This is a genomic window from Azospirillum lipoferum (assembly GCF_024170005.1).
GTDB lineage: Bacteria > Pseudomonadota > Alphaproteobacteria > Azospirillales > Azospirillaceae > Azospirillum > Azospirillum lipoferum.
This window is the reverse complement of record NZ_JALJXJ010000011.1, coordinates 51,915-65,653: the sequence shown is the minus strand read 5'-3', so window position 1 is coordinate 65,653 and position 13,739 is coordinate 51,915. Positions and strand designations below refer to the sequence as shown.

The window sequence follows — 13,739 nt, the reverse complement described above, 5'->3', positions numbered from 1 at the left end:
TGGTGGGCGATCGGATTCACGCGTCAAATCGATTCCGATTTTACGCGATCCGATCTAGCATTCCGAAGGACGGAATAGGGCCGTCAGACTGGGAGGATGCCCTGGTGGGGAAGACAGTGGAATATCGCCGTTTCGGCGGTAGCGGTCCCGCACCACGGCAGGAGGAACGCGCGCTCTTGTCGGTCGGGTTCATCCTGACCAACAACTTCACGTTGACGGCGCTCGCTCCCTTCATCGACGCCCTGCGGCTGGCAGCCGACGAGGGCGACCGGTCGCGGCAGATCCGCTGCCGCTGGACCATCATGGGATCGCGGGCCGAACCGGTGATGTCCAGCTGCGGCATCGGCGTTGCCCGCTGGGAACCGCTGACCGATCCCCGCCGCTTCGACTATGTGGTCGTGGTGGGCGGGCTGTTGCATGGCGGCCCGCAACTGGACGACGAATCGCTGGCCTATCTGCGCGCTGCGGCATCCTATGGCGTGACCCTGATCGGCGTGTGTACCGGCAGCTTCGTGCTGAGCCGCATCGGCCTGATGAAGAACCGCCGCTGTTGCGTCAGCTGGTACCACCACCGCGATTTCATCGAGGAATTTCCCGATCTGGTGCCGGTGGCCGACCAGCTCTACGTGGTCGACCGCGACCGCATCACCTGTTCGGGCGGCGCCGGCGTGGCCGATCTGGCCGCCTTCCTGATCGAGCGCCATCTGGGCCGCGCCACCGCCCAGAAAACCATGCACATCCTGCTGATCGACAAGGCGCGTCCCGCCAGCCAGTCGCAACCGCAGCCGCCGACGGTCGTCGAGATCACCAACGACCGCGTCCGCCGCGCCCTGCTGCTGATGGAGCAGCACATCAGCGACCCGCTGTCGGTGGAGGAGATCGTCCACCGGCTGAACGTCAGCACCCGGCAGTTCGAACGGCTGTTCCGGCTGGCGGTGGGCACCAGCCCGGCCACCTATTACCGCAGCTTGCGCCTGCGCTACGGCCATTGGCTGCTGCGCAACACAAAGCGTTCGGTCACCGCCATCGCGAACGAGGCCGGCTTCGCCGACTGCGCCCATTTCTCCCGCCAGTTCCGGGAGCTGTTCGGCGTTTCGCCATCGGAGGTGCGCCGAACCGCTGGGCCGGATGCCGAAGCCGATCCGCATTTTTCGCCTCTCGACGCCTTCCGGCGCACCAATGGCGACTCCCTGCTCCCCGACCGCCGCCTTTTCGAAGATCCGGAACCGAGGGCGCAAGACGCCGCACAGGTGGACTGACGGGCACGCCCCCGATTTTTCAAAAAATTCAGGCACTTGTTCGATCGGCATCCTCCCGCTGCGTCCCTGTCGCAAAAAGGTAATTCACGGTCGCGGGGGGCAACGCATCAATGACGCCGATGGTGAATTCTTGGCAGGCTCAATACTGGGGATCGTTCCTGCCATGTCCTCACCCGCCGAAGCCCTTCTGAAGCCTCTGCAGATCAAGCATTTGACGATCCGTAACCGCGTGATGAGCACGAGCCATGCGCCGGGTTACGGGTCCGAAGGCAAGCCGAAGGAACGCTACCAGCTCTACCACGAGGAAAAGGCCAAAGGCGGCATCGGCCTGACGATGTTCGGCGGCTCCTCCTCCGTCGCAGTGGATAGCCCGGCGGCGCCGTGGAACCAGATTTCCGTCGCCGACGACAGCGTCATTCCCTTCTTCCGCGAATTCTCCGACCGCGTGCACCGCCACGGTGCGGCGCTGATGATCCAGCTGACCCACATGGGCCGGCGCACCCGCTGGGACACCGAGAACTGGCTGCCCACCGTCTCGGCCTCGGCCGCCCGCGAGCCGGCGCACCGCAACACGCCGAAGGAGATGGAGGATTTCGACTTCAAGCGGATCATCGCCGGCTATGCCGCCGCCGCTCGCCGTTGCAAGGAAGGCGGCCTTGACGGCTTCGAGCTGTCGGCCGCCCATGGCCACCTGATCGACCAGTTCTGGAGCCCCTCGGCCAACCGGCGCACCGACAAGTATGGCGGGAGCCTGGAAAACCGCATGCGCTTCGGCATCGAGGTGTTCGAGGCGATCCGCGCCGAGGTCGGCGACGATTACGTCATCGGCATGCGCATGTCGGGCGACGAGCTGATCGACGACGGCCTCAGCCACGAGGACTGCATCGCCATCGCCCGCAGCTATGCCGAACGCGGGCTGATCGACTTCGTGAATGTGCTGGGCGGACAGGCGCGCGATCATCTGGCGCATGCCATCTCGCTGCCCAACATGTCCTTCCCGGTCGCTCCCTTCCTGCATCTGGCCAGCGGAATCAAGCGCGAGGCCGGCATCCCCGTCTTCCATGCCCAGCGCGTGACCGACCTCGCCACCGCCGCCCGCGCGGTGGAGGACGGGCATGTCGACATGGTTGCCATGACCCGCGCCCACATCGCCGACCCGCATCTTGTGCGCAAGCTGATGGAAGGGCGGCTGGACGATGTGCGTCAATGCGTCGGCGCCGGCTATTGCATCGACCGCATTTATGTCGGCGGCGACGCGCTGTGCATCCAGAACGCCGCGACGGGCCGTGAGCGCAGCATGCCGCACGTGATCCCGAAGGCGGAGCGCAAGCGCCGCGTCGTCGTCGTGGGCGGTGGCCCCGGCGGCCTCGAAGCCGCCCGCGTCTGCGCCGAACGCGGCCATTCGGTCGTCCTCCTCGAACGCAACGCCGCCCCCGGCGGCCAGATCAACATCGCCGCCAAGGCGACCTGGCGCGAGGCGATGAGCGGCATCACCCGCTGGCTGTCCCAGCAGGTCACCAAGCTGGGCGTCGATGTCCGAATGGGGGTGGAGGCCGACCGCGCAGCCGTCGAGGCCGAGAACCCCGACGTGGTGATCCTGGCCACCGGCGGCCGCCCCAACCGCGGCGACTTCAAGGGCGCCGATCTGGCGGTGTCGACCTGGGACATCCTGACCGGGGCGGTCGAACCGACGGGAACCGTGCTGATGTATGACGGTACCGGCCAGCATCACGGCGCCTCCTGCGCGGAATTCATGGCGAAGCGCGGCGCGCTGGTGGAGATCGCCACCCCCGACCGCATGGTCGCGGAGGAGGTCGGCACCACCAACCAGCCGATCCACCTGCGCGAGCTGTACAAGCTGAATGTGGTGATGACCACCAACCACCAGCTCGTGGAAATCTACCCGGAGGGCAACCGCCGCGTCGCCGTCCTGCGCAACGAATACACCCACGAGGAAGAGGAACGGCTGGTCGATCAGATCGTGGTGGAGTTGGGCACCCTGCCCAACGACGGCCTCTATTTCGATCTGAAGGACCGGTCGCTGAACCGCGGCCAAACCGACCTCGACAGCCTGATCGCCGGCCGGCCGCAGCCGGTGCAGGCAAACGGCCATGGCGGCTACACCCTGCATCGCATCGGCGATGCGGTGGCCGGCCGCAACATCCACGCCGCCATCTACGACGCCGCCCGTCTCTGCAAGGACATCTGACACCTCGCCCCCGCCCACGCGACAGGAGCCGTCCGACGTGATCGCTACCGCTCTTACCACCGTCGTCCTTGCCGTCCTCGCCATCGGCGCGGCGTTGGCCGCCTGGCAGTCGCGGCGTTGGCTGGCCGGCCGGCCGGCGACGGTTGGCGTGGTCACCGGCCTGCGCGCCCTGCCCGGCCGCTATCTGGTCGATGTTCATCATGTCGTGGGGCGGACACCGTTCAACGCCCGCTTCCATGCCCTGGTCGCCGGCGGTTTCCTGGCGGCGCTGGTGCTGCTGGTGGCGATGGGCGTCGCCATCGGCGGATCGCGCATCCTCTGGCTGCTGCTGGCACTGGTGCTGGCGATCATGCTGGCGGGTGCCCTGATGGTCCGGCATCGCCGCCGGGTGCTGCGCCCCCGCGAGCTGTCGCAGGGCCGCTTCGCCCGGCTTCCCCTGTCGCTCCTGGGATTTTCCGGCTGCTTGCTGCTGGTGGCGCTCGACCAGTCGCTGGGTGGGGTGATGCCAGAGGCGCTGGCCCTGGTTCTGATCGCAGTCGCCGGAGCGGCGATGGCCGATCTGGTTTGGGGCGTTTGGAAGGGACCGCTGAAGCATGCCGTGCATGGCGCGCTGCATCTGGCCTTCCACCCACGCCCGGCCCGCTTCCACGATGGCAAGGGTCGCGACACCGGACTGAAGCCGCTGACGTTCGCCCCGGCGGAGGATGCCCGCACCGCCGAGCCGGGTAGCCTGGGCGTGGAGCGCCCCGTCGATTTCGCCTGGAACCGGCTGCTCGGCTTCGACGCCTGCGTCCAGTGCGGGCGATGCGAGACGGCCTGCCCGGCCTATGCCGCCGGCCTGCCGCTGAACCCGAAGAAGCTGGTGCAGGATCTGGTCGCCGCCATGGACAGCCAAGCCAGCGACGCCGCCTATGCCGGCAACCCACATCCCGGACGCGGCGTCGGCAAGGCCCATGGCGGAGCGGCGCTGCCGCTGATCGGGCATGATGCGATGATCCATCCTGACACGCTGTGGTCCTGCACCACCTGCCGCGCCTGCGTGCAGGAATGCCCCATGATGATCGAGCATGTGGACGCCGTCGTCGACCTGCGCCGCTTCCAGACGCTGGAGCTGGGCGCCATCCCCGGCAAGGCTGCGGTCATGCTGGAGGAACTGCGCGCCACCGACAATCCCGGCGGCCGCGCGCTCGCCCGGCGCTGGGACTGGGCGGCGGACCTGTCGCTGCCCCGGCTGCCGGCCGGCGGGTCCTGCGATACGCTGCTGTGGGTCGGCGACGGCGCTTTCGACCTGCGGGTCCAGCGTTCGCTGCGGGCGCTGGTCCTGTTGCTGCGCCGTGCCGGTATGGACTTCGCCGTGCTGGGCGAGGAGGAACTGGATTGCGGCGACGTCGCCCGCCGCCTGGGCGACGAGGCGACCTTCCAGTCGCTGGCAACCCGCAACATTGCGACCTTGAACGCCCGCCGCTTCACCCGGATCGTCACCGCCGACCCGCACGCGCTGCACACCCTGCGCAACGAATATCCGGCCTTCGGCGGCAGTTGGACCGTCGTCCACCACACCGCCCTGCTGCTGGAACTGATCACCACCGGCGCGCTGACGGTGACCAAGCCGGTCGGGCGCAGCGTCACCTTCCACGACCCCTGCTATCTCGGCCGCTACAACGGCGAGATCGAGGCGCCGCGCGCCCTGCTCGACGCCATCGGCGTGGAACGACGCGAGATGCTGCGATCCGGCCTGCGATCGAGCTGCTGTGGTGGTGGGGGCGGCGCCCCGCTGACCGACGTGTCGGGCGAACGCCGCATCCCCGACGTTCGCATGGAGCATGTGCGGGAGACCGGCGCCGCGATGGTCGCCGTTGCCTGTCCCAACTGCGCCCTGATGCTGGAAGGCGTCGTCGGCCCCAGGCCGGAGGTGGCGGAGATCGCCGAATTGGTGCTCGCCGCGACGGAGACCGCCCGATGACCAGCCCCCAGATCCGCCACCGCGTCGATCCCCGCGCCGAGCGCGCTGCCCGCACCATCCTGACCGGCCAGCGTCCGCGCCTGCTGCGTCAGCCGGTCGCCACCGCTACGGTCAACGAGCGCCGCCGCGATCCGCGCGCCATCCGCGATGCTGCCCTGGTCCAGCGCCAGCCACGCCCACGTTACGATTGGGCGCGCGATGCGGCCTCGGCCGGCACTACCGCGGCGGTCGGTGTCGCCGTCGCAAACGCGCCCGTGATCCCGCTGCAGGTGATCGCCGAGCCGGCCTATCTGGTCCTCGCCATGCTCGACCGCCCCGGCGGCGAGGTCAGCGAGCATGATCGGCAGGTGATCGCCGCCGCCCGCCTGTTGGCCGATGCCGGCGGCGGAGCGGTGGTGACCGTCGCCACCGGATCGGGCGAAGCCCTGGCGGAGGCCGGGTCCGACCGCCATGTTGCCCTGCCCGACGGCTGGGCTGACGATTACGTGCCGGAACGGCGCGCCGCCGCCGCCGCCGCGCTGATGGCGTCCCTGTCCCCCCGCCACATCCTGTTCCCGGACAGCCCGGACGGCGGCGACCTCGCACGGCGGGTTGCGGCGGCGGCGGGAGAGCGGCTGTTCGCCGGGGTACAAAGCCTCGGCCCCGACCGGGCGACCCGCCAGTCGGCCGGTGGTTCGCTGGAGACCGGGCACCGCCCCACCCGCTTGATGACGGTGGCGGCCGACGCCTTCGCTCCGCTCGACGGCGTGCGGCACGAAGCCCGGCCACTCGACCTCGCCACCCCGGTGGTGGCCGGGGAAGAGGTTCTGCCTCGTCTGGGTTGTGCCCGCCGGCTGGCCGTCGATCCCGACGCGCTGTCGCTGTCGGAAACGGATTTCATCCTCAGCGCCGGCAACGGCGTGACCGACTGGCAGAGCTTCGCCGAGCTGGGCGAGGCGCTGGGCGCCACCCGCGCCGGCAGCCGCGTGGTTTGCGACGCCGGCCATCTGCCGCGCGAGCGGCAGGTCGGTGCCTCCGGCACGGTTGTCAGCGCGCGCTGCTACCTCGCCTTCGGCATCGCCGGAGCACCGCAGCATCTTCAGGGCATCACCGGCGTCAAGCATGTGATCGCCATCAACACCGATCTTCACGCCGAGATGATCAAGCGGGCCGACCTGTCCATCGTCGCCGATGCGCAAGAAATAATGCCCGCCCTGATCCGGCTCATCCGGGAGCGCCGCCATGACTGATGCGGCCATGGGCAACGTTGCCGTCCTGCTGTCCATCGGCCGCCATCCGGTCTCCGGCCGATCCCGCCGCGCCGCTACGGACGCCCAGGCGCTGGAAATGGCGCTGGCACTGCGCCCGCGGCGGCTGACGGCGATCCATGCCGGACCGGCCGCCGATGCCGAAGCGCTGCGTGCCTATCTCGGCATGGGGCTGGAACGGCTGACTCTGCTGGTCCTGCCGGAGGGGGCAGATCCGGTCGAAGCGCTGATCACCCATCTGCGCCACCTCGCCCCGTCGCTGGTCCTGACCGGACGACAGGCGGAGGACGGCGAGAGCAGCGGCATGCTGCCCTACCTGATTGCCCGCGGCCTCGACGCCGCAATCGTCCCCGACGTGGTGCGGATCGGCCCTGCCGATACCCCCGACGCCACATACGGCAAGGCGGACCTCGTCCAGGCGTTGCCGCGCGGACAGCGCCGGGCGCTGACCGTCACCGGACGCCTCATCGCGACCGTCCATCCATCCGCCCCGCCTGCCCGCGCCTCGGCCTTCGGCCCGGCCCGGCGGGGCGTCATCGAGCCGGTGGCGGCCCAGGCGGCCGCCGATCTCTTCCTGTCGGACTGCGAGCATCGGCCATGGCGCCCAAAGCCCAAGCTGATGCGCGTGAAGCGCGGTGGCTCGGCCCTGGACCGGCTGAAGGCGGCGACCGAGAGCAAGAGCGGAAAAGGCCAACTGCTGATCAACCCGACAGCCGAAGCGGGGGCGCTGGCCATCTACGACAACCTTGTCGAACAGGGAATACTTCCATGACCATGCACAACGATCCTCCCAGTACCACAGGTCGCGCTGTCGCTAATCGAGGGGAGGCCTGTCGATGAACACGATGATGCGAAGCGCGGTTTCGGTCGGTGGACCGGCCAGCCTGGGCTTTCCCCGCGGAGCAGCCAGGACGGGCATCGGTGACGACGCGGCGGTCCGCCTGGAGGTGCGGAACGTCTACAAGGTCTTCTCCGCCGATCCCAAGCCCGCGCTGTCGATGCTGCGCCAGGGAGCCAGCAAGGCGGAGGTTCTGGAAAAGCTGAATGTCAATGTCGGTGTCCTCGACGCCAGCTTTCAGGTCCGCGCCGGCGAGATCTTCGTCATCATGGGGCTGTCGGGGTCCGGCAAATCGACCATGATCCGCCTGCTGAACCGGCTGATCGAGCCCAGCAGCGGCGAGATCCTGCTCGACGGCAAGGATCTGGTCAGCATGTCCAAGGCGGAGCTGATCCAGGCCCGCCGCCGCAACATGGGCATGGTCTTCCAATCCTTCGCCCTGATGCCCCATCTGACCGCGCTGGACAACGCCGCCTTCGGCCTGGAAATCTCCGGTGCCTCCAAGGCCGACCGCCACAAGGCGGCCCAACAGGCGCTTGAACAGGTGGGCTTGGGCGCCTACGCCCACCGCTACCCGCGCGAGATGTCCGGCGGCATGCAGCAGCGCGTCGGCCTCGCCCGTGCGCTGGCGAACGACCCGACCATCCTGCTGATGGATGAAGCCTTCTCCGCGCTGGACCCGCTGATCCGCACCGAGATGCAGGACGAGCTGCTGCGCCTCCAGCGCGAACAGCAGCGCACCATCGTCTTCATCTCCCACGACCTTGACGAAGCGATGCGCATCGGCGACCGTATCGCCATCATGGAAGGCGGGCGCATCGTGCAGGTCGGCACGCCTTACGAGATCCTCAGCCGCCCGGCCGACGATTACGTCCGCTCCTTCTTCCGCAATGTCGATGCCTCCAAGGTGCTGCGCGCCGGTGATGTGGCCCGTTACGAGGCGACCAACACGGTCATCCGCCTGCCCGGCGAATTGACGCCCGCCCTACAGCAACTGCGCGAGAACCACCACAATTTCGGCTATGTCCGCACCCAAGACGGCCATTTCGAGGGCATCGTCTCGCAGGCGACGCTGGAGCGCGAATTGAAGGGGCCGCAGCCGCGCTTCGTCAACGCCTTCCTGCCCGACGTGCGTACGGTCAACGCCGCCGCCCCCATCCATTCCCTGCTCGCCCTGGTGGCCGACAGCGAATGGCCGGTGCCGGTCGTCGACGACGACCACAACTTCCTCGGCGCCATCTCGCGCGCCCTCATGCTCCACACCTTGGTTCGGGGGGATTGACCGATGGACTTTGAAATCAGAATCGGCAAATGGGTCGAGGATCTGGTCACCTTCATGCTCGACCATTTCCAATCGACCTTCGACGCGATCTCGACGGTGGTGAACGGCTTCGGCGGTGCCATTGACTTCGTGCTGGTCGGGGCGCCCGCCTGGCTGCTGATCGGCTTGATCGTCGCGGTCTCCCTCTGGCGCGTCGGGATCGGTTTCGCCGTCTTCACGCTCGCCTCCCTGCTGCTGATCGCCGGCATGGGGCTGTGGGCGGAGACCGCCTCCACCCTGGGTCTGGTGCTGACCTCTACCCTGCTCTGTCTGCTGGTCGGTGTGCCGCTGGGTGTCTGGATGGCGCGCAACCGCGTGGTCGAAAGCATCGTCCGCACCACGTTGGACTTCATGCAGACCATGCCGGCCTTCGTCTATCTGATCCCGGCCGTGATGTTCTTCGGGCTGGGCCGGGTGCCGGGCATCCTCGCCACCGTAATCTTCGCCATGCCGCCGGCCGTGCGCCTGACGTCGCTCGGCATCCAGCAGGTTCCGGCCGAAATCGTCGAGGCCGGCAAGGCCTTCGGCTGTCATGACCGCCAGCTTCTGTTCAAGGTGCAACTGCCGAACGCCCTGCCCTCGATCATGGCCGGGGTCAACCAGACCATGATGATGGCGCTGTCGATGATCGTCATCGCCTCGATGATCGGTGCCGGCGGCCTGGGCAACGTGGTGCTGCAGGGCATCCAGCGCCTGGATATCGCCCTCGGCTTCGAAAGCGGGCTCAGCGTCGTGCTGCTGGCGATCGTCCTCGACCGCATCACCCAGAGCTTCGGCCGGACCGCCACCGCTCCCCGTCCGGCACGCTTCGCGTTCCTGCGCCGGTTCCTGCCGGTGCCGGCCCGGTGAGCGCCGGGGCTCTTCCGGAAGGGGGCTTCGCCGCCGCTCTTCCGGCGCGGCCCCTGCCACCTGACGGGCGGCGGCTGCAAGTCGACACGCAGGCAGGCGACATCTGGGTGGAACGTCTGGCCGGGGCGGCCCTGGCCGACCGGTTGGAGGAGCTGGCGGTCCTGCGGCTGGCAGTGCTGGGCGAGTTCCCCTACCTCTATCCTGGATCGGCCGCCTACGAGGAACGCTATCTGTCCGGTCTGGGGAGCTTACCGGGCGGCCTCATCCTCGCTGCCTTCGACCGCAGCCGCATGGTCGCGGCCGTCACCGGCGCGCCGCTCGACCAGGAACTGGACACTTTGCGCGATCCGTTCGCCCATGCAGGCCGCGACCTCCGCTCGATCTTCTATTTCGGCGAGGTGGTGGTACTTCCCTCCCACCGCGGACGGGGCATCGGGACAGCCCTGCTTGAGACGGGCGAATCCCACATCCGCGAAACCGACCGCTTCACGTCCGCCGCCTTCGGCGAAATCGTGCGATCCGCCGACCATCCCCGCCGCCCCAAAACCTACCGGACGCCCGATGCCGCGTGGCGGCGGCTGGGCTATCGGCTGGAGCCGGAGATCGGCGGCACCCTGTCCTGGTGCGACGCCGGCGACCGGGAAGAAACCGCCAAGCCCCTTCGTTTCTGGGTCAAATCGCTCGCCACCGACATCGGAGCATGACGCATGCCGCAGGACGGTCTGGTCTTCGATATTGTGGCCGGGGAGAGCACAGGCGACGATTGTCTGCTGCTGATCCGCGAAATTTCCTACCGCGATCCGGTCGCCGCCTTCGCTCCCTGGTCGAACCAGCCGTTCGCCACCCTCCTGCATAGCGCCGCGGAGGCCGGCGGCCGGGGCCGCTGGAGCATCATCGCGATCGACCCCTTCCGCATCATCGAGGCGCGCGGCGGCTCCGTGACGGTGGACGGCCATGCGGTCGCCGGCGATCCGTTCACCGTGCTGGAACGACAGTTGAAAGCCCACCGCCTGTCCCTTCCGTCCGATCTGCCCGTCCCCTTTGCCGGCGGCGCCGTCGGCTTCCTCGGCTATGAGTTGGGACAGGTGCTGGAACGGCTGCCGGCGCGCCACGGCGACGATACCGGCCTGCCGGACATGGCCTTCGGCCTCTACGACACCGTCATCGTCTTTGATGAGCTGGAACGGCGCGGCTGGATTCTTTCGAGCGGCTTTCCCGAACAAAGCCCGGTCGGGCGCCGCATCCGGGCCGCCCGGCGCCTTCACTCATTCGCCGATCTCCTGGAAGCCGCGCCCGCCGTCCTGCCGCCACCCTCCCCCGCCACCGCCGTCTGGTGGCCGGAGATCGAGCGCGACGATTACTGTCGCCGAGTGGAACAGGTGCTGGAGTACATCCGCGCGGGCGACATCTTCCAGGCCAACTTCACCGGGCGCTTCCTGGCCGACCGGCCAGCCGGGCTGTCGGTGCTCGACCTCTACCGCCGCCTGCTGGCGCTCAGCCCCGCCCCCTTCGCGGCCTGCCTGTCGCTGCCCGGCGGCGGCGGTCTCGCCAGCGCGTCGCCCGAGCGCTTCATCCGGCTGCATACCGACGGCCGCATGGAAACCCGCCCGATCAAGGGAACCCGCCCGCGCGGCGCCACCGCAGAAGAGGACGATGCCTTGGCGCGTGAGCTTGAGCACAGCATCAAGGACCGGGCCGAGAATCTGATGATCACCGACCTTCTGCGCAACGACATCGGCCGCGTGGCGCGCATCGGCAGCGTCAAGGTGCCGGTCCTCTGCGGGGTGGAGCGCTTCGCCTCCGTCCACCATCTGGTGTCGGTGATCGAAGGGCGGCTGAAGCCGGGCCTGGGGCCGGTCGATCTGCTGCGCGCCACCTTCCCCGGCGGCTCCATCACCGGCGCGCCGAAGATCCGCGCCATGGAGATCGTCGACGAGCTGGAAGTCTCCAGGCGCGGCGCCTATTGCGGCTCGGTCGCCTGGATCGGCTTCGACGGGGCGATGGACAGCAGCATCGTCATCCGCACCTTGACCGTCACGCCCGACCGCATCATCGCCCAGGCCGGCGGCGGCATCGTCGCCGATTCCGATCCCGGCCGCGAGCATGACGAGATGATGGTGAAGATCCGCCCGCTGCTGCGCGCCCTGGATGGCGGTTGATCAAAGCCGATCGCGAAAAACAAAGGCCCCGGCCGTGGAAACGGTCGGGGCCTTCGTGCTTTCAGGGATGATCGGCAACAGCCGCCGATGTCACTGGATGTCATTCGGCTGGACGACGACCCAGTTCCGGTCGGCGAGGACCGGCAGGTTCTGGGCCGCCTGGCCGGCGGCTGCCGTTTCCCACATCTGCTTGATCTGCTTCATATACTTGTCCTTGCGGTTGACCCAGACCCGCATGCCGCCATTCGCCGCGTCGGTGGAATGGAGCAGCATGTAGCCGTCGCTGGTCGGGGTGTCTCCCGCCACCAGCACAGGCTTCTTCCACTGGTCGATGTAGGTGAGGATCGCCGCGTGCTTGCCGGCGAACCAGGTCAGCGGCGCCCACAGATAGGTGCCGAGTTCCAGGTCCATCGTCTTGGCCCAGTCGTATTTTCCTTCGGCGATTAGCTTGCGCGCCGTGGTCACCTCGCCGGTGGCGCGGTTCTTCAGCAGCATGGTGACGCCGATGACGTTCTGCGGCTTGATGTTGTAGCCATATTTCGGATCGGACAAGACCATCCGGACCAGTTCCTCGCTGGCGGCGGTCACTACATAGACCTCGATCCCGTTGGCGATCAGGTGGTTCACCAACTCCTGCTGGCCGGTGTAGAATTTCGGCGGACTGACCTCGACCGTCTTGACCGCGTCGCCGTCGTAATAGGTGGCGGGGATCGGCTTGCCGTCGGCCAGCATCTCGTCGACGAAGCCCTTCAACTGGGTCAGGGTGAAGCCGGAGAAGATCTGCGCCACCCACGGATAGCACACCTGATCGTCGATCTCGCACAGCCGGTAATAATAGCTGTTGAGGCTTTCCTTGTGCCCGTTCACGTCCTTGAACGGAATGATCTTCAAGGACGGGTCCATGCTCTCGCGCGACAGCACCCCCTTGCGCTCAAGATAGGGCAACAGCGATTCTTCGAGGTCATAGCGATAGAGCGTGTTGTCGGCATCGAACACCGCATAGGCGCCCTTGCCGGCATTGGCCGACACCAGAGTCTTGAGGCTCGCCGCCGCCGCCGCCGGCCAATGTGCAAGTGGTTGAGGGGAACCCGATTGGGCCATGGCGACCACCGGGGCCATAGCAACCATGCCCGCGAGCAGCGCGGACCGGAAAAGCGTCTTCATCTGCGCCCTTTCTTTCCCTGTTCAAAGACACGATTCTTCGAGACCGGAGCCACTGTCTTGGAGTGGCGCCGACTGTTCTGGGGATTATCCCGAAATTCCCAAGATTTTTTAGTTGAGGGGCACAGTTTATGACAGATTGGTTACACATGTCCACTAAATCTAATTTCAGAGATCTGTCGCATATCAGCCTGATTCCGTCGCCTATACATAAGAATTTCTTGGAATTCCTGCGAGCGTTCAGTTCAGCGAGACCGAACGGATGGTGAGGGATAGGGGGCCGTCCCGGCGCGGCCAGTCCACCACGTCGCCAGCCCGTCCACCGATCAGGGCCTCGCCCAGTGGCGATTGCCAGCTGATCCTGCCGGCGGCGGGATCTGCCTCCTCCCCGCCAACCAGTGTGAAGGTCCATCGCCGCCCGTTCTCATCCTCGGCAACGACGACGGAGCCGAAGCCCGCTTCCTCCGCCGGACCGGCCGGGCGGACAACCACGGCGGCGGCCAGACGGGCGCGGAGCAGGTCTGCCCGCCGCTTGGCGCTGCTCATCGCCTGCCGGTCCTCCGGCGCATCGGAACCTCGCAGTCCGGCGGCCTCCGCATCGGCCGCGGCAAGCTCCTCCTGCCAGGCGGCGACGGTGGCGGCGGACACATGCAGGGGGCCGTTGATCTGCGGCAGCGGCCCCTCGGTTTCGGCATCGCTTTCCTTGACGAAGGCTCGACTCATCTCGGCGCCC

The 13,739-nt window shown here is 67.7% G+C and carries 11 protein-coding genes; 9 read left to right on the top strand and 2 right to left on the bottom strand.

The window, feature by feature from the left end; genetic code table 11:
- Positions 1 to 104: 104 nt before the first annotated feature.
- The 9 genes from J2848_RS23665 (at position 105) to pabB (ending at position 11,845) form a co-directional block, all read left to right on the top strand.
- Complete coding sequence (locus J2848_RS23665) at positions 105 to 1,259, top strand: GlxA family transcriptional regulator (protein WP_149232826.1); 1,155 nt, start codon at positions 105 to 107, stop codon at positions 1,257 to 1,259.
- Positions 1,260 to 1,422: 163 nt separating this feature from the next.
- On the top strand, positions 1,423 to 3,468 hold the full coding sequence (locus J2848_RS23660) for an NADH:flavin oxidoreductase (protein ID WP_149232825.1): 2,046 nt from the start codon (positions 1,423 to 1,425) through the stop codon (positions 3,466 to 3,468).
- A gap of 37 nt (positions 3,469 to 3,505) precedes the next feature.
- Positions 3,506 to 5,431 carry a DUF3483 domain-containing protein gene (locus J2848_RS23655; RefSeq protein ID WP_149232824.1) on the top strand — a complete coding sequence of 642 codons (1,926 nt, stop codon included), beginning with the start codon at positions 3,506 to 3,508 and terminating at the stop codon, positions 5,429 to 5,431.
- Positions 5,428 to 6,660, top strand: coding sequence for an electron transfer flavoprotein subunit alpha/FixB family protein (locus J2848_RS23650; RefSeq protein WP_149232823.1), 1,233 nt, complete (start codon positions 5,428 to 5,430; stop codon positions 6,658 to 6,660). Before J2848_RS23655 ends, J2848_RS23650 begins: the two co-directional genes overlap by 4 nt.
- Entirely contained in the window at positions 6,653 to 7,450 is a 798-nt protein-coding gene (locus J2848_RS23645) for an adenine nucleotide alpha hydrolase family protein (RefSeq protein ID WP_170307117.1), read from the top strand. Before J2848_RS23650 ends, J2848_RS23645 begins: the two co-directional genes overlap by 8 nt.
- 64 nt (positions 7,451 to 7,514) lie before the next feature.
- Positions 7,515 to 8,798, top strand: coding sequence for a glycine betaine/L-proline ABC transporter ATP-binding protein ProV (gene proV, locus J2848_RS23640; protein ID WP_149232822.1), 1,284 nt, complete (start codon positions 7,515 to 7,517; stop codon positions 8,796 to 8,798).
- Positions 8,799 to 8,801: 3 nt separating this feature from the next.
- Positions 8,802 to 9,686 (top strand): ABC transporter permease, encoded by an 885-nt coding sequence (locus J2848_RS23635; RefSeq protein WP_149232821.1) that lies wholly within the window; start codon positions 8,802 to 8,804, stop codon positions 9,684 to 9,686.
- Entirely contained in the window at positions 9,683 to 10,390 is a 708-nt protein-coding gene (locus tag J2848_RS23630) for a GNAT family N-acetyltransferase (protein ID WP_149232820.1), read from the top strand. The genes J2848_RS23635 and J2848_RS23630 overlap by 4 nt, the downstream gene beginning before the upstream one ends.
- Before the next feature lie 3 nt (positions 10,391 to 10,393).
- A complete protein-coding gene (pabB, locus tag J2848_RS23625; protein ID WP_149232819.1) occupies positions 10,394 to 11,845 on the top strand; it encodes an aminodeoxychorismate synthase component I in 1,452 nt (483 codons plus the stop codon).
- Positions 11,846 to 11,935: 90 nt separating this feature from the next.
- On the opposite strand, the gene J2848_RS23620 is transcribed toward pabB, so the two are convergent.
- Positions 11,936 to 13,009, bottom strand: a complete 1,074-nt coding sequence (locus J2848_RS23620; protein WP_149232818.1) for an HAD family hydrolase — start codon at positions 13,007 to 13,009, stop codon at positions 11,936 to 11,938.
- Positions 13,010 to 13,246: 237 nt separating this feature from the next.
- Positions 13,247 to 13,729, bottom strand: coding sequence for a GreA/GreB family elongation factor (locus J2848_RS23615; RefSeq protein ID WP_149232817.1), 483 nt, complete (start codon positions 13,727 to 13,729; stop codon positions 13,247 to 13,249).
- Between the last annotated feature and the right edge of the window lie 10 nt (positions 13,730 to 13,739).

What these genes read in the sequence shown, in the direction of transcription:
- J2848_RS23645 (WP_170307117.1), top strand. Translation starts at nt 6,653, where the DNA reads ATGACTGATGCGGCCATGGGCAACGTTGCCGTCCTGCTGTCCATCGGC.
- proV (WP_149232822.1), top strand. Translation starts at nt 7,515, where the DNA reads ATGAACACGATGATGCGAAGCGCGGTTTCGGTCGGTGGACCGGCCAGC.
- J2848_RS23620 (WP_149232818.1), bottom strand. Translation starts at nt 13,009, where the DNA reads ATGAAGACGCTTTTCCGGTCCGCGCTGCTCGCGGGCATGGTTGCTATG.
- J2848_RS23635 (WP_149232821.1), top strand. Translation starts at nt 8,802, where the DNA reads ATGGACTTTGAAATCAGAATCGGCAAATGGGTCGAGGATCTGGTCACC.
- J2848_RS23615 (WP_149232817.1), bottom strand. Translation starts at nt 13,729, where the DNA reads ATGAGTCGAGCCTTCGTCAAGGAAAGCGATGCCGAAACCGAGGGGCCG.
- J2848_RS23660 (WP_149232825.1), top strand. Translation starts at nt 1,423, where the DNA reads ATGTCCTCACCCGCCGAAGCCCTTCTGAAGCCTCTGCAGATCAAGCAT.
- pabB (WP_149232819.1), top strand. Translation starts at nt 10,394, where the DNA reads ATGCCGCAGGACGGTCTGGTCTTCGATATTGTGGCCGGGGAGAGCACA.
- J2848_RS23650 (WP_149232823.1), top strand. Translation starts at nt 5,428, where the DNA reads ATGACCAGCCCCCAGATCCGCCACCGCGTCGATCCCCGCGCCGAGCGC.